This is a genomic window from Flagellimonas olearia (assembly GCF_009184425.1).
Taxonomy (GTDB): Bacteria; Bacteroidota; Bacteroidia; order Flavobacteriales; family Flavobacteriaceae; genus Flagellimonas; species Flagellimonas olearia.
Genome location: NZ_WELG01000001.1, coordinates 1952888 through 1972466 on the forward strand (window position 1 = coordinate 1952888; position 19579 = coordinate 1972466).

Below are 19579 nucleotides of genomic sequence, written 5' to 3' on the forward strand. Positions count from 1 at the left end.
CAGCCCGCATTGACTTCAATCCTGATGGATTGTTTTTGATATAGGTGATGACTGTCGTTTTTTGATTGATTTGATTGACATTTCCGGCTAAATTTAACTGATGCCCCCTTCCAACTTTCCAAAAAGAATTGGGTACCTGTTATTTTGATACGAGTGCACAAGTATCTGATTTGAAATGCCCTTATCCTGAAATGGAAAGGCCAATTTTCAGTTTCTGTACCCCAATTGTTTCCTATTTTCGCCTAAATTGCATCGATGGCATATAGGGTAATCATTGTAGATGACGAATTGTTGGCCCGTAAACGGATTGTCGAATTGTTGGGCACAAGGAAAGAGTTCCTGATTGAGGCAGAATGCGCCAATGGGGAGGAAGCCATTGAACAAATCAACACTCTGGCCCCCGACGTTCTTTTTTTGGATGTGGAACTGAAAGATCTTACCGGTTTTGATGTACTCCAAAGCGTTTCCCTCCAGAGCATCCCGCTCATTGTTTTTATTACCGCTTATGATAGTTATGCCATCCAGGCCTTTAACAACTATGCGCTGGATTTTCTGCTAAAGCCCTTCAAAAACCATCGCTTTTTTGAAACCTTGGACCGTATAGAGGAACGAATGAAACTCAACAACTACGGGACCGACATGAGGCAGTTTTTGTTGGATATCCAAGGAAATCTTGGAAACCCGCCAAACACCATGGCTTCACGGTTTCCCATTCGCGAGAACAACCGAACGGTTTTTTTGAACAAGGACCGTATCAAATATATCTGCGCCTCCAGTTATTATTCGGATATCCACAGTATTGAGAAGAAATATACGGTTAGGGATTCGCTGAAGAACCTAATGGTACAGTTGAATACTTCCAATTTTGTACGGATCCACCGATCCACGATCATCAATGTGGACCATATGTTGGAGTTGGTGCATTCGGATTACAACGAAATGGATGTTCGGATGCAAGATCAGGAACTGTTCCGGATCAGTAAATCATATAAAAAGGATTTTCTTAAAAAATTGGGGTTGGCACCATGAAGAAGCTTTTGAAGAAATACGGGGAAAGACCTTTGATCATCTATTTGGTGGTCTTTTACACTTTTATTGCCCTTGTGGATTTTATGCGGAGCTTTTACTTTTTGTACAGTGGCCCAAGGCGCGTCACCAACGATTTTACCGGGCTGGTTTTGGTAAGTGTTGTGGATTGGGCCTTTGTAATCCTTTTTATGTGCTCCGTTTCCTTGCTCACCAAATACCTTCTGATGAAACGGGTGTCCTGGACAAAGATCATCCCATTGCACATTGTGTTGAGTATTTTACAAAGCTACCTTGTTGGGTTTATCTCACCTTTGTTGCTCACTTACGAACTGATAACCATTGAACTAGGCTTTTTTGAAAAGGTCACCCATACCTTTTTGTTCAATGTGACCACCAACATCTTGCTCTACAGTTCCATGATTTTGATCATTTATGCCTATTTCTATCTGCAGCAGGTAAAAAATCAGGAGATACGAAACAAGGTTCTGGAGAACAGTCTGATCAAGTTCAAGCTCAAAACCTTGGAAAGTCAGCTCAACCCCCACTTTCTGTTCAATACCCTGAACAGTATTTCCAGCCTTATCCCAAAAAATCCGGATACCGCCCAGGACATGGTGGCCGATATCAGTTTTTTATTGCGAAAGTTCCTGAGTATCGATGACAAAAATTTCATCACCATTCGCGAAGAACTGGAAATCCTGGAGTACTACACCAATATTTTAAAGCAGCGTTTTCAAGAGGACCTGGTCATCACACAGGAGGTTGAGGAGTCCATTCTGCATAAACAGATTCCCCGACTGTTGATACAGCCTATCATCGAAAATTCCATCAAGCATGGATTCTCACAGGAAAACAAAAAATTGAACATACACCTGTCCATTCAGAAAAAGGAAGGCTCCATTTTGCTGTCCGTGGAAAACAATGGGAAAAAAATCCCTAAATACCCCATCTACTCCAACAGTGGTATCGGCATCATCAACATCAAGGAACGGTTGCAGGCACTGTACCACGGAAAATCCGATTTTTATTTTGAAAATATGTCCCATGGAGTAAAGACGGTGATCACCATTCCCATGGCCTAGAACGTTCAATGCATTTTTTTGGGGATTCACATCAAATATCTATGCAACAGATTCTATTTTATCCAATTACGTTTAGAAAATCCGAGTTTAGCAACAGTTTTCAAAACAATGGTTTTGTTTGATGATTTATGCTAAAGCCAACTATTTAAGTTGGCTTTAGTTCTTATAGCTACTGAAGTATGGTTAAAAAAATAGGGGTACTGCTATTTCTTGCAGTCGTAGGGCAAGCATTTGCACAAACTTCGTTCAAGGGAAAAATAGTGGATTCCAATAATGCCGCCATTGCCTTTGCCAATGTGGTGGCCATGAATAAATCCGATTCTACCCTGTTGAAAGGTGCCATCACCGATATGGACGGGTTGTTCAACATCGATATACGCCAACCACAAAACAGTTATTTATCCATTTCCTACGTAGGCTTTCAAACCAAAACCGTAACCGATCTGTCCAACACCAATTTGGGGAACATCACTTTGGAAGACCAGACCCAAGCGCTTGAAGAAGTTGCCGTGGTAGGTCAAAAACCCTTTATCCAAAAAGAACAGGACAAGCTGGTACTCAACATCGAGAACAGTATCGTGAACACGGGAAACTCCACCATGGAGTTGTTGGAAAAAGCCCCAGGAGTCATCATAGATCAAGATGATGTCATCTCCCTCAGTGGCCGTACCGGAGTGCGAATCTATATGGATGGCAAGGATACCCGTTTACAAGGGGAACAACTGGCCAATTTGTTGCGGAGCCTGCCTTCGTCCAATATTGAGAAAATAGAGATTATCACCAATCCCTCGGTTCGTTATGAGGCACAGGGTAACGCCGGAATCATCAACATCGTCACCAAAAAAGGGAAATTGTATGGGACCAATGGAAGCCTTACCCTTAGCCCGGGGTACGGACGATATTTTCGTTGGAACAGCGCCATGGACTTTAACCATCGGACTGAAAAATTGAACCTCTACGGTCAATATTCCTATACCGATCGCAATCAATACCAAGAAATTGTCATTGATCGGATATTTTTGGATGGGGACCAGCCACAAGGGTATTACGATCTTCAAAATGATTTTGAACTGCCCCTGAAAACACACACCGGAAGGCTTGGGTTGGACTACACAGTAAGCGAGAAGACCACACTCGGGGTTTTGTTCACCGGACTCAACAATAACACCAAAAATATTTCCACCAGCAACGTATTAGGGTACAACACGGACTGGAATCTAATTTCGGAGGAGAACACCGCTACGGATATCGCCTCCGAATGGAACCAGTTTACGGCCAACCTCAACGCCAGACACAACTTTGGGAACAAAAGTGTCCTCAATTTCAATTTTGATCATGCCCGTTACAGCAATTGGTCCGACCAAAAGTTTGTGTCCAATTTCGACTTTTTTGAAAGCAATACCACTGCACAGGATGTTCTTTTGGGAGACGTGGACGGTTTCCTGAACCTCACTGGGATCACTGTGGATTACGAACTGCCCTTTAAAAATGGAGACCGTTTTGAGGCTGGTTGGAAAAATACTTGGGTGAAATCGGACAATGACCTTGCCTATGTAAACGAGAACAACGGGGTTACCACCCCAAACACCAACCTTAGCAACCATTTCATCTATGATGAAGATATTTACGCGGGCTATGTGAGCTACAACATCAACCGTGAAAAATGGAATGCGCAAGTGGGGTTACGCGCCGAAAACACCTCAGTTATTGGCAATCAGGTCACCACCAACACGGTCAATACAATGGATTATTTGAACCTGTTTCCCACGGCTTCCTACAACTATACTTTTAACGAAAAGCATACCTTGGGTGTATCGGCGGGCCGGCGTATTGACCGCCCCGGTTATGGTCAGCTCAATCCCTTCCGGACCTTTGTGAACACCAACACCTACCGTGAGGGAAATCCCTATCTGCAACCCCAGTTCACATGGGTAAGTGAGGTCAATTATACCTTTAAGCAGCGTTACTATTTTGCCTTTAATGTGGGCATCACGGAAGACCATTTGACCATGGCCATCATTCGTGATGGAGACCAAGAGGTGGTCATCGTGCGTCCCATCAACATCGATAGGCTGAAGAGCTACTCCTTTGTGGCCAGTCTTCCCATACAGTTCAGCAATTGGTGGCAGAGCAATTGGAACCTCAACGCATCCATCAATGATTTTGATGGGGAGATCAACGGATTCAATTTTGATCGCAGCAATCCTGTCGTAAGCCTCAACACCAACCATAGTTTTGGCTTAGGGAACGGCTACCGATTGCAGGCCGGGGCGTTTTATCTCTTCCCACACTATGGAAGTATTACCCGGGCCGAGACCATTTCGTCCTATTCTGTTGGGCTCCAAAAAAACCTGTTCAAGGATGCCATGACCCTACGGTTCAACATCAACGATATTTTCTGGAACCAATATCCCACCGGAAGAACGGCTTTTGGCAATCTGGATGATTCATTCACCAGCTACCGGGACACCCGTTATGCCACGCTTTCCATTTCATGGCGATTTGGAAAACAGTCGGTACAGCCCGTTCGTAGAAGACAGTCCGAAATCCAACAGGAAATGGACCGGGCTCGACAACAAAACGAGGGATAACCATACATTTCCGCTTGGGGTTTGCTTTAAAAAAGTTCTAACTTTAATGCTCGAACTTTTGCGAAGTTGTATACCATCATCGACATAGAGACCACTGGGAATGGCATTAAGGGGAACAAAATCACCGAAATCGCCATTTTTAAGTTTGACGGCACCCAGATTGTGGAGGAATTCACCTCCTTGGTGAATCCGCAGTGCCCTATCCCTTATTTTATTACCGGACTTACAGGAATTGATGACCAGATGGTGCAAAATGCACCCACCTTTCCTGAAATTGCCGAAAAGGTTATGGTCCTGACGCAAGACTGCATCTTTGTGGCCCATGCCGTGAATTTTGATTATGGGGTAATCAAAGAGGAGTTTCGGCAAATTGGAATGGATTTTACCCGAAAAAAACTGTGTACGGTACGCTTGTCCCGAAAACTGATTCCCGGATTACGATCCTACAGCTTGGGAAAACTCTGCTCCGCAGTTCAAATTCCGTTAACGGACCGACACCGAGCCCGAGGTGATGCACATGCCACCACCCTATTGTTCCAAAAGCTGTTGAACACTCCCAATGCGGAACCGGTGTTCCAAAAGTTTCTCAATGCCCGAAGCCAAGAGGCCACTTTACCGCCCCACTTGCCCAAATCGGTTTTTAATACGATTCCGGCCCAACCGGGCATCTACTACTTTAAAAACCAAAATGGGGAGATCATTTATGTAGGTAAAGCCATCAACTTAAAGAAAAGGGTGCTCGGACATTTTTACGACAAGAGCGCCAAGGAAATCCAACTCTGCAGCGAAACGGCCGATATTGATTTTAAACTGTCGGGGAGTGAATTGGTGGCATTGCTCATGGAATCTGCGGAAATCAAACGTTTGTTTCCCTTGTACAACCGGGCCCAAAAGCGAACGGTTCGGCAATATGCCATTTTTCAGTACGAGGATAGAAACGGAATCACCCATTTGGCCTACAATACCCTAAAAGGGGCACCCAACCCTATAAAGATTTTTTACAACCAAACCGATTGCAGGGCCTATTTGCATGAAATGTGCAAAAATTTTGCGCTATGCCCCAAGTATTGCCATTTGCAACAAACGCAAGCGGCCTGTTCGCATCATGAGATTACCCGTTGCGAGGGAATATGTCGGGGTGAGGAACCCGTCGAGGATTACAACCAAAAGGTAAAAAATGCCATTCGAGAAACGAAATCCTTGGAATCTGAGGTCAGGATCATCAAGGAGAAAGGTAGAAACCCAGAGGAAAGCGCGGTGGTACTCATTGCAGAGGGGGTATACAAAGGGTATGGTTTTATTGACCAAGAGATGGAGGTGTCTTCTTTGGAAGATATTGAAGCGCACATTATTCCACAGAAACACACTTTGGAAACCCAACGCATTGTGGAGGCCCTATTGCCCAAGTTGGAGTCTTTTGTCCTGTAAGGGATTGACACGAATTTCACGAAGGTTTCCCTGCTATTCTGAGCGCAGCAAAGAATCTTTTTTTTAAACACGAATTGCACAAATTGACACAAATATATCCTTTGTCATTTTGAACCTTCCAATCTATTAGGGAGTGAGAAATCTAGCATGGAAAAGAGATTTCTCAATCGCAAGCTCCCTCGAAATGACAACCTAGGTAACCTCAAGTCTTTATGCGGACCTTAAAAACAGCGTCCGTATCTTTTAAGTACTGAAACCCCAGATGCATATTCTGTTGGTTTACCGAATACGGATAGAATGTAATGGGCTCAATGCAGAGCATGTTACGTACTTCGGTCCAGCACATGAACTGCCCAAAACCTTCGGTTTCTATGGTGATATTCTTTTCGTCTTTAAGTGTAATGGCAGTGCAATCTTTCACATGGAAGGCTCGGTTGCCCACCTCCAATACGTCATCCAATGAAATTTCCTTATTATTGGCGAGAATCTTGGGCGTGTTTGAATAAAGCTTGAATGCCGGGTGATAGCCCAGCATAAAGGGCATATCCGTTTCCCCGGAAATTGTGAAGGTAATTTCCAAAGTATCTCCTTTCAACAAAAAGGATTTTTTAAACCCGAAGCTATAGGGCCATACCAATTCTGGTTCGGGGGATTTTTCCGGGTATTTGGAATTTTTCACAGGAGTATTGGCCATGTAATCCTTTTTAAAAACCGCCGAGTCCACAGTTTGGGAAAGCAGCTGATATTCCAGCTCCCGAAACAGTCCGTGCTGGTCCTGAATGGCATTACCTTTTGGTACTTGAACGCGATAACCTGCTTCGTTCACAGGACCAATGATCGGAAACATTTCAGTGTCCGAGTTTCGCCATCCCGGACTTCCTTTTTGATGGATAAACTCATGGCCGTCCACTACAAAGCTTACCAACTCACCTGCATCTATGCCCACAGTGGCACTTTCACTTTTTAACTGGACCATGGATTATTGGTTTATCAATCGGTAAATAAGGATGGCGGTACGCTTGGTCAAGGCTTCAATGGTGTTAAGATTAACGGTTTCCTCGGGTGTGTGCGCCCCTGTGCCCATGGTGCCCAGACCATCCAAGCAATCCACATATTGCGCCACGAAGGAAACATCGGCCGCCCCGCGTTTTCCCGGGTCATAGGCCAATACTTCACCTTGCTTTAGATCTAAGCTTACTTGGTTCAGGGTATTCAACAATTGGAGATTGCCCTCCGTGGGCTTCATGGCGGGGTAACTATCCGTAAAACTGATGGTCGCCGAAGTATGTGGCAGGTTCTGCCCCACAATTTCGCGCATTTTGTTCCTGGCCCGTTCTTTCTGTTCTTCAGAAATGAACCGAAGTCCACCCCTGACCATCGCTTTTTGTGCTACTACATTGGTCTTTCCAAACACATCTCCCTTACTTGTGGAAGCATCAAAATTGACAAAGGTTCCGCCTAAAAGGGTTCCGGGGTTGAAGGTCAGTAGGTCCTCTCCTTTGACCTCGGTATAAAATTGGTGCAGGATACGTGAAATTTCAAAAATGGCCCCAGCGCCTACATCTTCATTGAAAATCCCGGAGGAATGGGCCCGTTTACCCTCTACTTCCACTGCCCATCCCGAAGCACCCCTTCGGGCCACGGTGGCATTGTTGAATCCTGTGGACGTTTCAAACCCGAGGGCAATATCGCTTCGCTTTGCTGCTTCAATCAAATCCTTCCGGCTAATGGACAACGGTTTTCCGGTACTTTCCTCATCCCCTGTGAAGGCTGCGATGATTTGGGCATCTTTCAACAGGCCGTTTTCCTGCAATGCTTTGAGGGCATATAGCATAATCACATCGCCTCCTTTCATATCGTTTCCGCCCGGTGCATGGGCAATGCTATCGTTCACCATTTCAAAGGTCTGAAAAGGACTATCTTCCTCAAAAACAGTATCCAAATGCCCAATAAGGAGCAGTTTTTTGCCCTTTTTGCCCGAGGTTTCGGCAAATAGATGGCCGCCCCTGTCCATATCATCGGGCATTTCTATCCATTGGGTATTAAAATTGATGGCATCAAAGGCATCCTTGAAAACCATGCCCACTTCCCTGACCCCTTCGGCATTCAGGGTACCACTGTTGATGTTCACGACTTTCTCCAAGAACTGAATGGCTTCCGTATTGTTCTTTTCAATGGAAGCGATGATTTTCTTCTCGGTCCGGGAAAGTTTTTGTGCGGTGATGGAACATGTTACAATAAGGGCAACGAAGGTTGCCAAGTGCTTGAGGCTCATAATACGATGTTTTGCCCCGAATTTATCAAATTTTACTCGATAAACCCTTTTTCGCGCATCCAATCGTCATTGAACATTTTGCCTACATACCTACTCCCATGATCATGGAAGAGCACCACGACCACATCGTCCTTGGTAAAATGTTCCTGTAATTGCAATACCCCTTTGATGGCCGCTCCAGCAGAATTTCCCAAGAACATCCCTTCTTCCCTTGCCAAGCGGCGGGTGTAAATGGCGGCATCCTTGTCCGTCACCTTGGTAAAACCATCAATGATGTCAAAATCCACATTCTTGGGTAGGATATCCTCCCCTATCCCTTCCGTGCTATACGGATAGATTTCGTTCTCGTCAAAAATGCCGGTTTCATGGTATTTTTTAAACACCGAACCATAAGTGTCAACTCCCCAAACCTTGATATTGGGATTTTGCTCTTTGAGGTATTTCCCAACTCCCGAAATGGTACCTCCGGTTCCCACACCCACCACAAAATGGGTGATCTTGCCATCGGTTTGTTTCCAGATTTCAGGTCCCGTGGTCAAATAATGGGCCTTGGTATTGCCTGGATTGTCGTATTGATTCACATACCACGAATTGGGAATTTCAGTGGACAGGCGTTTTGCTGTGGAATAATAACTTCGAGGATCGTCAGGGGCTACATCGGTAGGGCAAACATACACCTTGCTGCCCATGGCTTGGAGGATATCTATCTTTTCCTTGGACTGTTTGTCACTGATCACACAGATCATTTTGTACCCTTTTACCACTGCAGCCAGGGCCAAACCCATTCCGGTATTGCCCGAAGTTCCTTCGATGATGGTCCCGCCGGGTTTCAGGATTCCCGCAGCCTCGGCATCCTCCACCATTTGAAGAGCCATACGGTCCTTGACCGAATTTCCGGGATTGAAAGTCTCATATTTAGCCAATACCAAACAGGGCAATTCCGCTACCAATGTGTTGATTTTCACCATTGGAGTATTTCCAATCGTCTCGAGAATGTTGTTTGCATAATCCATAGTCCATACAAATATAGGTTTTTGGATAATCCGCTATACTTGACACTTTATAGTTGCAAAAATAGGCGGGGCCTTACTCGAACTTAATGGCTTTTACCGGGGTAATCTTGGTGATGATGTACGAGGGTACCAGCAGCATCAGCAGACACAATGCCATAACACCCAGATTCAAGAGTAGCACCATAGGTGCATCCAAATACACGGGAATGTAGTCAATGTAGTACTCCTCGGGATTAGGAAATTTGAACATGCGGTATTTGTTCTGAAGGAACAAAACTCCCAATCCGATCACATTGCCCCACAACAATCCAATGGTGATCAAATAGGCGGCATTGTACAAGAACACTTTTCGGATGCTCCAGTTGGCCGTCCCCAACGCTTTTAGTATCCCAATCATTTGGGTGCGTTCCAAAATCAGTACCAAAAGGGCCGTGATCATGTTTATTCCACCCACTATGACCATGATACCAATGATCAGGGCGATATTAAAATCGAACAATCCTATCCATTCAAAAATCCGATAGTACTTGGACTTGATGTTCTGGGTATCCAAATTGGAAACGGTTTTACCATAAATCTCATTGCTTTTCTCCTCAAGTTGGTCAAAATCGTCCAGAAAAACCTCAAAATTGCCCACTTGGTCCTCGTCCCATTTGTTCATGCGTTGGATATGTCTGATATCCACAAACACGTAGGTGGCATCGAACTCTTCAAAACCGCTGTCATAAATTCCAACGACTTTAAACTTTCTGTTGTTGGGTACTTGATTGGCATCCCCATCCTTCAAGAAAAAAGAAAAGAAGGAGTCACCCACTTTCAGTTGGAGACGATTGGCCATAGTTCTTGAAACCAAGGCTTCTTCATTGAGTTTTTCGGTGAAATTGGGCAATCTGCCATCCACAATATATTCGGCAAAGACCGACCAATCGTAATCCTTGCCCACACCTTTGGCCAGCATCCCCTCAAAAGTGTCTTCGGTACGGATGATCCCACCTTTGGTGGCCACGGCCTGCACATGCCGTACCCCTTCCACATTCTTAAACTCAGGATAAAAATCCTGCTGGAGTGGTATGGGTGAGAGGGAAACCTCGGAAATGTTATTGTCGTAATTGGAAATTTGGATATGGCCATTGAATGCAGCCACCTTTTCCCGTATCTTGCGTTTCAATCCAACGCCAGTAGCCAAAGCGATGAGCATCATGACCACGCCAATGGCAATTGCGGCAATGGCAATTTTTATTATAGGGGCAGAAATGCTAATTTTATCTTCTTTCCCTGTGATCAGGCGCTTGGTAATAAACAATTCTAAATTCAACGAATGCCCATTTTATCTATTTTCAAAAGTACAGTTTTATTGTTGGTTTTGGTGCTTTCCTCCTGCAGGGAACAGCAAAAAAAGGAGAATTCTGAAGTCGCAACGGTTCAAACAGAGCCTGTCCCGGAAATCAAGGTAGCTGCCAATAGAACGGAAGTTTACCTGCCTTTGCTCCAAGGTAAAAAGGTGGGAGTTGTGGCCAACCAAACCAGTGTGGTCTTTAATGATAAAGGGCATGTACACTTGGTGGATTCCTTGCTTTCACTTGGGGTCGATGTAAAACAGGCCTTTGCCCCCGAACACGGATTTAGGGGTGAAGCCGATGCCGGGGAACACGTTACTGATGGAGTGGATGCCAAGACAGGACTTCCCATTATTTCCCTCTATGGCAAAAACAGAAAGCCTTCCAAAGAGCAATTGGACCAATTGGATGTAATGGTTTTTGACATCCAGGATGTGGGTGTTAGATTCTACACCTATATCGCCACCCTTCAACTGGTAATGGAAGCCTGCGCCGAACACAATACTCCCATCATTGTGTTGGATAGACCCAATCCCAACGGACATTATGTGGATGGGCCCACCATGATGGAGGAACACAAAAGCTATTTGGGACTTAATCCCATTCCACTGGTATACGGGATGACCATAGGTGAATACGCCCAAATGTTGAATGGTGAAAACTGGTTGGAAGATGGGAAAAAAGCTGACCTAACCGTTATCACCCTTGAAAACTATACCCACGAGTCTGATTACCACCTACCTATACGACCTTCCCCCAACCTTCCTAGCGATGTGGCCATTACCCTCTACCCCAGTTTAGGGCTTTTTGAGGGAACCAACGTCAATGCCGGCCGGGGAACGGAGTTTCAGTTTCAACGATATGGAGCTTCTTTTATGGATAGTACCCAATATGATTTCAGCTATGTGCCTGCTCCCAATTTTGGGTCTAAAACCCCTAAGGAAGATGGAAAAACCTGTTATGGAAAAGACCTTTCCAAAATGGAACGGATGAACGAGGTTTCGGTGAAATGGGTCATGGATGCGTACAACAATACCTTGGACAAATCCAAGTTTTTCCTTACCAGTGGATTTACCAAACATGCCGGTACACCTTTGCTTCAGCAACAAATTGAGCAAGGCCTCTCTGAAACTGAGATCAAGGCCACATGGCAAGATGACCTTACGGCTTTCAAAAAAATCCGGGAAAAATATTTGATTTACGATTAACCTTCCGTGGTTGGTCGTCTATATTTATGAAAGGGTTGTTTTAGCAATCCTTTGATACTGCTGTTCTCCTTTTCATCCGGAAAGGTATCCACGCCGTACACAATTTGGTCGGTGTCCATGGTCATATAGGTCCCGAACAGACGGTCCCAGATAGAAAAAATATTACCGTAGTTGGAATCGGTGTAGGGCAATTGGTAGTGATGGTGCACTTTGTGCATATCCGGGCTTACAATGACCCAGCTTATGGCCATATCCATTTTTTTAGGCAGTCTAATGTTGGCATGATTGAACTGCGAAAGCACCACCGACAAGCTTTGGTACAGCATGATGATACCAATAGGGGCTCCAACAACAAAAACCCCAATCAGGGTAAACGCATACCGAATTAAACTCTCCAAAGGATGGTGTCTATTGGCAGTAGTGGTATCCACGTTATGGTCCGAATGGTGCACCAAATGGACCATCCACAGCGGTTTTACCTTATGCTCCACCCAATGGGCGGTATACGCACCGATCAAATCCAAGAACATGACCCCAAGCACCACATAGAGCCACAAAGGCATTTCTGGGAGCCAATTGATGATCCCAAAATCATTGGTCACGGCCCAATCCGAAGTTTTCAGGAGTAAAAAAGCCAAAGGAAAATTCACCAAAATGGTGGTCATGGTAAAGAAAAAATTGGGGACGGAGTGCCTCCATTTTTTATATGGTACGCTAAAAAGAGGCATGATGCCCTCCAAAATCCAGAAAAAGGTAATTCCACCCACCAAAATAAGGCTTCGATGCCAAGAGGGAATGGTTTCAAAATAGGCCATTAACTGTTCCATATTCCCAAGATATGAAAAATCATCAAAGCTTGATGCGCTTTTTCATTTCTTCCACAATATGAAAAGCGGCGGGGCAAATGGCCACATTCTTCAGCGTAAGGTTGTTGATCTGCTGGAATTTTTTCCGGTCCGTATGCGGAAACTCACGGCATGCTTTAGGCCGTACGTCATAGATGGAGCAATAGTTATCCACTCCCAAAAAAGCGCAAGGCACTTCCTGCAACACATAGTCGTTCTCCTCGTCCATCCTAAGATATTGATCAATGAACTGGGAAGGTCGCAATCTAAAGTGTTTGGCAATTCGTTCAATATCCACGTTGGTAAAAAGGGGGCCCGTGGTCTTGCAACAATTGGCACAGGAAAGACAGTCCGTTCGCTCGAACTCCTCATGGTGCAATTGCTGCATGGTATAATCCAAATCCTTGGGAGGTCGCTTTTTTAGTTTGGCGAAGAATTTTTTGTTCTCGGTATGTTTCTCCTTGGCCTTTTTGGGCAGTTCTTCAAGATTTTCATCCATAACAAACAAACTTATCCATTTTAAACCTTACTCTGCAATTAAAGTCACACCTTTGTAGCAGATAAATCCCCACCATGGCAGATGTTTTTGGAATGGCCTTGATGGATTACCACCAAGGAAACTACACAGAGGACATTATCACCCACTCTTCCTTGGATGAGGAGGACACCATTCCCCTTCCCTATTTGTTCCGTGACTATGCAAAAATGCCCCCATTGGAAAAAAAAGCGCTTGCCTTGGCCAACGGAAAAGTGCTCGACATTGGTTGTGGAGCGGGAAGTCATTCCTTATATCTTCAAAAAAAGGGTTTGGAGGTCACTGCTTTGGATCACTCCGCTGGAGCGATTATGGTTTGCCAAGAACGAGGGGTTAAATCAACGGTGAACAATGCCATCCTCGACTATACCGATGAAAAATTTGATACCTTGCTCTTGCTCATGAACGGTATTGGTTTGGCCGGTAAGCTCAACAATTTAGGGAGGTTTTTACAACATTTGGCTTCATTATTGCTGCCCAATGGACAGATATTGCTGGATTCCAGCGACATCATTTATATGTTCGACCAAGATGAGGATGGGGGCTATTGGATTCCCAATACTGGTCAATATTATGGGGAAGTGGAGTTTACCATGACTTATAAAGGACACAAAAGTGATTCTTTTACATGGCTTTATTTGGATTACAATACCTTGTCCAATGCATGCTTGTCCCATAATCTGAATTGCGAGCTGGTGAGTTCAGGACAGCACTATGATTATCTGGCCCGAATCACCAAAAAATGATACTAGATTCTGTAATGCAACGTTTTATCTTATATTCACTGTTATGAAAAAGAAAAACTTCCTTTATCTCCTTTCGGGAATGGCTTTGTTCATAAACTGTTCCAAGGATAGTGATATTACATCGGACCCCAACTCCCAAGGAGTGAACAAATCGGCCAATCTATTGGCCACGGGAGCATCCGCCAACGACCTATTGGCCAATACCAATTACAGTAATTTATTGATTGAGATAGGCTATGTGTCCGGGTTTCGGCCAACCGCGGAGGCCATGGCTGCCTTTGAAGCATTTTTGAGGGCCAGAACCTTTAAAGCATCCATTGAGTTTACCTACAAAGAACTTTCCTCCCCCAACCAAGAGTCGTTGACCAATGAGGAAATAGCAGAAATGGAAAGTGAAAACAGGACCGTCTACAACACAGGCGATACCATGACCCTATATATCTATTTTGCAGACTCACCCTCTGAAAATGATGACGAAAGTGAAGGTCTGGTGACCCTAGGCGCAGTGTATCGAAACACCTCCATGGTCATCTATGAAGCCACCATACGTGAGCTGATCGGAAACAGTGTCACCATCAGTGTGGCTGATGTTGAGACAGCTACCTTAAATCACGAATTTGGCCATTTATTGGGGCTTGTCAACCTAGGGACCACTCCCGTTAACCCAGGACATGAAGACACCGAGGTGGATGAAACCCAAGGTGAAATTGGAAACAACCACTGCAATGTGGAAGGGTGCCTTATGCGCGCTGAACTACAATTTGGCGGTTCTTTGGCCAAAATGATGCGCAGCAATGTCTCCAAAGGCTTGGCCGCAATCCCAGAACTTGATGCGGAATGCATTTTGGACCTTCAATCCAACGGGGGACGCTGATTACTATAAATTAAGGGATATTCAAATATTTATGGGTCTGCAACGAAACTTTCCATTTGGGGTGTTGCATCACATAGTCCACAATCATGGGGACTATTTTTTCGCGAACACTCCATTCCGGCTGTAAATAAAGGATACAATCTTCTTTGACCTTAGCGGCCTGTTCTTCGGCAAAAATAAAATCATGCTTATTGTAGACAATGACCTTTAGCTCATCTGCCTTTTCATAGATTTTGTCTTCGGGTAATTTGTTTTTTTTTGGAGAAAGACAAATCCAGTCCCAAATCCCGGTGAGGGGATAGGCTCCCGAAGTTTCAATATGGGTTTGCAGGTTCCTTGCTTTCAATCCCTCGGTCAAGGGACCCATATCCCAAGTCAAGGGTTCCCCTCCCGTGACCACTATGGTATTGGAATATTTTGCCGCATGGTCCACAATCTGGTCCACAGCCGTTGGAGGATGGGTCTCGGCATTCCAGCTTTCCTTCACATCACACCAATGGCATCCAACATCGCACCCCCCTACCCGTATAAAATAAGCAGCCGTACCTTTATGGTATCCCTCTCCTTGAATGGTATAAAATTCCTCCATCAAGGGAAGCATCAAGCCCTTGTCCACCAAATCCATAACATTGTCTTCAACCATAGTGCAAAGATAGGCATAGTCTTGTTCACCGCATCTTTTCTCTTTCCCATAAATTCCCCTATTTTTATCCCAAATTCATCGCAATGGACAACAAAGAAAAATTCTTTGAGCAAATAGAGCAGGGGTATACCACCAAGGGTGACTATATTACAGTTGGAGCGGGTATGTTGGATGGGGAGACCATTACCAACGCATTTATAAAGATTCCCTTGAAAACCCTTAACCGCCATGGTCTCATTGCAGGTGCCACCGGTACGGGAAAGACCAAAACGTTGCAGGTACTTGCCGAAAATCTATCCGACAAAGGTATCCCTGTCCTACTGATGGACCTTAAAGGGGATCTTAGTGGAATTGCCCAACCCAGTCCCGGACATCACAAAATTGATGAACGACATGAAAAAATAGGACTCCCTTTCGAAGCCAAGGGGTTTCCTGTTGAGATTTTATCCCTATCCGAACAGGATGGCGTACGTCTACGGGCCACCGTTTCCGAGTTTGGACCTGTGTTACTCTCGCGAATTTTGGACCTTTCGGTAACCCAGGAAGGTATTGTGGCCGTAGTCTTCAAATATTGTGATGACAACAAGCTACCACTGTTGGACCTGAAGGATTTTAAAAAGGTCCTCCAATATGCCACTGGAGAGGGCAAAGAGGAATTCCAAAAAGATTATGGTCGTATCTCCACCAGCTCTACGGGTACCATTCTGCGTAAAATCATTGAATTGGAACAACAGGGGGCCGATATTTTCTTTGGGGAAAAATCCTTTGATGTGGAAGATTTGGTGCGTATCGATGAGAATGGAAGGGGGTATGTGAACATTATTCGATTGACCGATATCCAAGACCGACCTAAATTGTTCTCAACATTCATGTTGAGCCTATTGGCCGAAATCTATTCCACTTTTCCCGAACAAGGCGATAGTGAACGACCCGAGTTGGTCCTCTTTATCGATGAGGCCCACTTAATTTTCGACAATGCTTCCAAAGCCCTTTTGGACCAGATAGAAAGTATTGTAAAGTTGATTCGTTCCAAGGGTATTGGACTCTATTTTGTGACCCAAAACCCCACCGATGTGCCCGATGAAGTGCTGGCACAATTGGGCCTTAAGGTACAGCATGCGCTCCGCGCCTTTACCGCCAAGGATCGGAAAGCCATAAAGCTCACCGCACAGAACTACCCCATTTCCGAGTTTTACGACACTGCGGAAGTCCTTACTTCATTGGGAACGGGGGAAGCCCTGGTCTCAGCATTGGACGAAAAGGGACGGCCCACCCCTTTGGCCGCCACCATGATGCGGGCACCCATGAGCCGTATGGATATTTTAACCGATGCCGAGCTCAAGGACGTTCTGGACCAATCCAAATTGATCAAAAAATACAATGAGGAAATCGATAGGGAAAGTGCCTATGAAATCCTCAATGAAAAAATTGAAAAAGCCGAAAAAGAGGCCGAAAAGGAAAAAGAACATAAAACCACTTCCAGTAGATCCACTACCCGAAGGAGCACACGGATGAATCCTGTGGTCAAAGTATTGACCAGTGCCACCTTTATTAGGGGAGTTATGGGGGTATTGAAAAAAGTAATTCGATAACAACTTATGAAAAGAATAGTACAGGCCTTAACCGTTATGGCCACCTTATTGATAGCATCCTGCGAAAAAAATACCACATTCCTTATTACCGAAAACAGTGTAGGCCCGCTGGAGAAAAGCTCAGCTGTTTCTGAATTGGAAACCCTATTTACAGGGGATTCCATTGTGCGGGACACTGCTTTGGCCCAGCTGGGTTCCAGCAACAAAAAGATAGAAGTCTTTGAAAAAGGGGGACAGCATTTGCTGACCCTAACTCCAAGTACCGATAGCATTCCCACCATTACCAATGTGAGGATCATGGACCCCAGATATCTATCGGACAAAGGCATTGGTTTGCAGAGTACGTTTGGGGAAATTCAGAAAAAATATCCCATTAAAAAGATTGTGACCACTTTGAACAGTATCGTGATCTTTCCAAAGCAAAGTAATCTGTATTTCACCTTGGATAAAGAAGAGTTGCCCGCCGACCTGCGCTTTACCACATCAAATATTGAGGCCGTGCAAATCCCCAACGAGGCCAAGATCAAATATTTAATGTTAGGTTGGGAATAACCAAACTACGGATTAAATCAAACCGTAGCGTTCCCGATTGGCCAGTACTTTTGGACTGTTGGCCTGCATCCATTCGGTAAGCTCCAGTAATTTCCCCACATAGGATTGCCCAAATTCCGTGAGGCTATACTCTACCCTAATGGGTACTTCGGCATAGGCTTTTCGGGAAATATAGCCATCGGCCTCCAGCACTTTCAGGCGTTGGCTCAAGACTTTGTTGGAAATACCGTACACATACTTTTTGAGTTTATTGAAACGCAGTTCCGGAAAATAGCCCAACCACAGAATGATCAACGTACTCCATTGGTCCGATGCCACAGACATCACATCCCGGACCGGACATAGCTCAGGTGGGTTTTTATAATCAATGTGCCCGAACATTTTTTCCAACTTTTTTGACATCCTAACTTTCTGATTTTCAGCAATAGTTTCTGTTTCCATACTTAGTTGGGGTTGAGTGACTTCTTTTTTCTTTGGAAATGAATCAGTAATTTTAGTTTCCATTAAAGAGTAAGTTACAAAAAGTAACCATAATGAAAAAATTGCTGAACAAAATAGTTCCCTTGGCTTACGGACAATATTTCAATGTCTATACCCTTGTTGCCCCTAAAAAAGCGGCTCACAGAGCGTTTTGTTTGTTCTGCACGGTTCGAAAAGGACGTGTACAGCCCCAACAGGCCCAATATCTGGAAGAAGCCAAGCATACTGTTGAAGAAGTGGCAGGACATGAAATACAATCCTATCACTGGCCCGGTGAAAAGGAAACGGTGTTATTGGTGCATGGATGGGAGAGCAACACGTTTCGCTGGCGGAACCTTATCAAAAAACTCCAGGAGGCCAACTTCAACATTATTGCCTTTGATGCGCCATCCCACGGCCACTCTACCGGCAACCTCCTCTATGTACCCCTCTATGAACAAGCCGTACATCATATGGTCAAAAAACACGACCCCAAACACCTCATTGGACATTCCGTGGGAGGTATGACCTTGATGTACAATGAATATAAAAACCCCAATCCTAAGGTTGAAAAAATCATCACCATTGGATCCCCTTCCGAGTTCCATGAAATCATGGACCACTTTCAAAACATATTGAAGTTCAACGACCGTGTCATGAAATCCTTGGACCGCTATATCCTAGACCGGTTTGGGTTTCGGATAGAGGAATTCTCCACATCCAAATTTGCCCAATCCAACCAAAAACAAGGGTTGCTGTTCCATGATGTGCTGGATGCCGTTGCCCCCTACCATGCCTCGGCAGCAGTACATGAGCAATGGACCGGGAGTACTTTGGTAAGTACCGAAGGACTGGGCCATTCCATGCACCAAGATGATGTGAACAATCAAATCATAGAATTTTTGGAAGCCTAGGGAAGAAATCCTAATTTTCAGAAAAAATCACCATGCAGCAAATTACCCCCTTCCATGTTGCCATTCCCGTCCACAATCTGGATGATTGCAGGACCTTTTATAGGGATGTTCTAGAGTGTGAAGAAGGCCGAAGCAGTGACCATTGGGTAGATTTCAATCTTTTTGGTCATCAGTTGGTCATCCATTACAAACCCAAGTCGGAAGAAGAGCTCCATACCAATCCGGTTGACGGCAAAAATGTTCCCGTACCCCATTATGGAGTGGTCTTGCCTTGGAAAACGTTTGAATCCTTCTCAGAAAAATTGAAGGACAAGGGGATTGAATTCATCATTGAACCCTATATCCGATTTAAGGGAGAAGTTGGGGAACAGGCCACTATGTTCTTTTTGGATCCTGCAGGAAATGCCCTAGAGTTCAAGGCTTTTAAGGATATGGGACAATTGTTCGCCAAATAAA

The 19579-nt window shown here is 44.7% G+C and carries 19 protein-coding genes; 11 read left to right on the top strand and 8 right to left on the bottom strand.

Going from position 1 to position 19579, the window contains the following annotated elements; translation table 11 throughout:
* Positions 1 to 255 precede the first annotated feature (255 nt).
* The 4 genes from F8C76_RS08580 to F8C76_RS08595 all read left to right on the top strand — a co-directional run bounded on the left by F8C76_RS08580 (position 256) and on the right by F8C76_RS08595 (position 6130).
* On the top strand, positions 256 to 1029 hold the full coding sequence (locus F8C76_RS08580; RefSeq protein ID WP_152131300.1) for a LytR/AlgR family response regulator transcription factor: 774 nt from the start codon (positions 256 to 258) through the stop codon (positions 1027 to 1029).
* Positions 1026 to 2111 (top strand): sensor histidine kinase, encoded by a 1086-nt coding sequence (locus F8C76_RS08585; RefSeq protein ID WP_152131301.1) that lies wholly within the window; start codon positions 1026 to 1028, stop codon positions 2109 to 2111. Before F8C76_RS08580 ends, F8C76_RS08585 begins: the two co-directional genes overlap by 4 nt.
* Before the next feature lie 179 nt (positions 2112 to 2290).
* Positions 2291 to 4702: a TonB-dependent receptor domain-containing protein gene (locus F8C76_RS08590; RefSeq protein WP_152131302.1), complete on the top strand. Its 2412-nt coding sequence runs from the start codon at positions 2291 to 2293 to the stop codon at positions 4700 to 4702.
* 66 nt (positions 4703 to 4768) lie between these two features.
* Positions 4769 to 6130 (top strand): exonuclease domain-containing protein, encoded by a 1362-nt coding sequence (locus F8C76_RS08595; protein ID WP_152131303.1) that lies wholly within the window; start codon positions 4769 to 4771, stop codon positions 6128 to 6130.
* A gap of 202 nt (positions 6131 to 6332) precedes the next feature.
* Here F8C76_RS08595 and F8C76_RS08600 read toward each other — a convergent pair whose 3' ends face one another.
* From F8C76_RS08600 to F8C76_RS08615, 4 genes are all read right to left on the bottom strand, one after another.
* A complete protein-coding gene (locus F8C76_RS08600) occupies positions 6333 to 7106 on the bottom strand; it encodes an aldose 1-epimerase (protein WP_152131304.1) in 774 nt (257 codons plus the stop codon).
* 3 nt (positions 7107 to 7109) lie between these two features.
* Positions 7110 to 8405 carry a M20/M25/M40 family metallo-hydrolase gene (locus tag F8C76_RS08605; RefSeq protein ID WP_152131305.1) on the bottom strand — a complete coding sequence of 432 codons (1296 nt, stop codon included), beginning with the start codon at positions 8403 to 8405 and terminating at the stop codon, positions 7110 to 7112.
* A gap of 32 nt (positions 8406 to 8437) precedes the next feature.
* A complete protein-coding gene (locus F8C76_RS08610) occupies positions 8438 to 9418 on the bottom strand; it encodes a PLP-dependent cysteine synthase family protein (protein WP_152131306.1) in 981 nt (326 codons plus the stop codon).
* 73 nt (positions 9419 to 9491) lie between these two features.
* On the bottom strand, positions 9492 to 10733 hold the full coding sequence (locus F8C76_RS08615; protein WP_152131307.1) for an ABC transporter permease: 1242 nt from the start codon (positions 10731 to 10733) through the stop codon (positions 9492 to 9494).
* Between the two features lie 3 nt (positions 10734 to 10736).
* Here F8C76_RS08615 and F8C76_RS08620 point away from each other — a divergent pair, with 3 nt between their 5' ends.
* Positions 10737 to 11963: an exo-beta-N-acetylmuramidase NamZ family protein gene (locus tag F8C76_RS08620; protein WP_152131308.1), complete on the top strand. Its 1227-nt coding sequence runs from the start codon at positions 10737 to 10739 to the stop codon at positions 11961 to 11963.
* On the opposite strand, the gene F8C76_RS08625 is transcribed toward F8C76_RS08620, so the two are convergent.
* Together F8C76_RS08625 and F8C76_RS08630 are read right to left on the bottom strand one after the other, a co-directional pair.
* The gene (locus F8C76_RS08625; RefSeq protein ID WP_129653204.1) at positions 11960 to 12790 is read right to left on the bottom strand and encodes a sterol desaturase family protein; all 831 of its coding nucleotides are present in this window, start codon (positions 12788 to 12790) and stop codon (positions 11960 to 11962) included. The genes F8C76_RS08620 and F8C76_RS08625 overlap by 4 nt on opposite strands.
* Before the next feature lie 22 nt (positions 12791 to 12812).
* Positions 12813 to 13307 carry a YkgJ family cysteine cluster protein gene (locus F8C76_RS08630; protein WP_152131309.1) on the bottom strand — a complete coding sequence of 165 codons (495 nt, stop codon included), beginning with the start codon at positions 13305 to 13307 and terminating at the stop codon, positions 12813 to 12815.
* Positions 13308 to 13381: 74 nt separating this feature from the next.
* Here F8C76_RS08630 and F8C76_RS08635 point away from each other — a divergent pair, with 74 nt between their 5' ends.
* Together F8C76_RS08635 and F8C76_RS08640 are read left to right on the top strand one after the other, a co-directional pair.
* Positions 13382 to 14089 (top strand): class I SAM-dependent methyltransferase, encoded by a 708-nt coding sequence (locus tag F8C76_RS08635; RefSeq protein ID WP_152131310.1) that lies wholly within the window; start codon positions 13382 to 13384, stop codon positions 14087 to 14089.
* Positions 14090 to 14132: 43 nt separating this feature from the next.
* A complete protein-coding gene (locus tag F8C76_RS08640; RefSeq protein WP_152131311.1) occupies positions 14133 to 14963 on the top strand; it encodes a hypothetical protein in 831 nt (276 codons plus the stop codon).
* A gap of 10 nt (positions 14964 to 14973) precedes the next feature.
* On the opposite strand, the gene F8C76_RS08645 is transcribed toward F8C76_RS08640, so the two are convergent.
* A complete protein-coding gene (locus F8C76_RS08645; protein WP_152131312.1) occupies positions 14974 to 15606 on the bottom strand; it encodes a 7-carboxy-7-deazaguanine synthase QueE in 633 nt (210 codons plus the stop codon).
* Between the two features lie 83 nt (positions 15607 to 15689).
* Here F8C76_RS08645 and F8C76_RS08650 point away from each other — a divergent pair, with 83 nt between their 5' ends.
* Entirely contained in the window at positions 15690 to 17198 is a 1509-nt protein-coding gene (locus F8C76_RS08650; protein WP_152131313.1) for a helicase HerA-like domain-containing protein, read from the top strand.
* A 6-nt stretch (positions 17199 to 17204) separates the two neighbouring features.
* On the top strand, positions 17205 to 17750 hold the full coding sequence (locus F8C76_RS08655; RefSeq protein WP_152131314.1) for a hypothetical protein: 546 nt from the start codon (positions 17205 to 17207) through the stop codon (positions 17748 to 17750).
* A 12-nt stretch (positions 17751 to 17762) separates the two neighbouring features.
* Here F8C76_RS08655 and F8C76_RS08660 read toward each other — a convergent pair whose 3' ends face one another.
* Positions 17763 to 18191, bottom strand: a complete 429-nt coding sequence (locus tag F8C76_RS08660) for a winged helix-turn-helix transcriptional regulator (protein WP_152131315.1) — start codon at positions 18189 to 18191, stop codon at positions 17763 to 17765.
* A gap of 92 nt (positions 18192 to 18283) precedes the next feature.
* Between F8C76_RS08660 and F8C76_RS08665 the strand changes: the two genes are divergently transcribed.
* Both F8C76_RS08665 and F8C76_RS08670 read left to right on the top strand, forming a co-directional pair.
* Positions 18284 to 19123 carry an alpha/beta hydrolase gene (locus F8C76_RS08665; protein WP_152131316.1) on the top strand — a complete coding sequence of 280 codons (840 nt, stop codon included), beginning with the start codon at positions 18284 to 18286 and terminating at the stop codon, positions 19121 to 19123.
* Between the two features lie 32 nt (positions 19124 to 19155).
* A complete protein-coding gene (locus F8C76_RS08670) occupies positions 19156 to 19578 on the top strand; it encodes a VOC family protein (protein WP_152131317.1) in 423 nt (140 codons plus the stop codon).
* Position 19579: the final 1 nt, after the last annotated feature.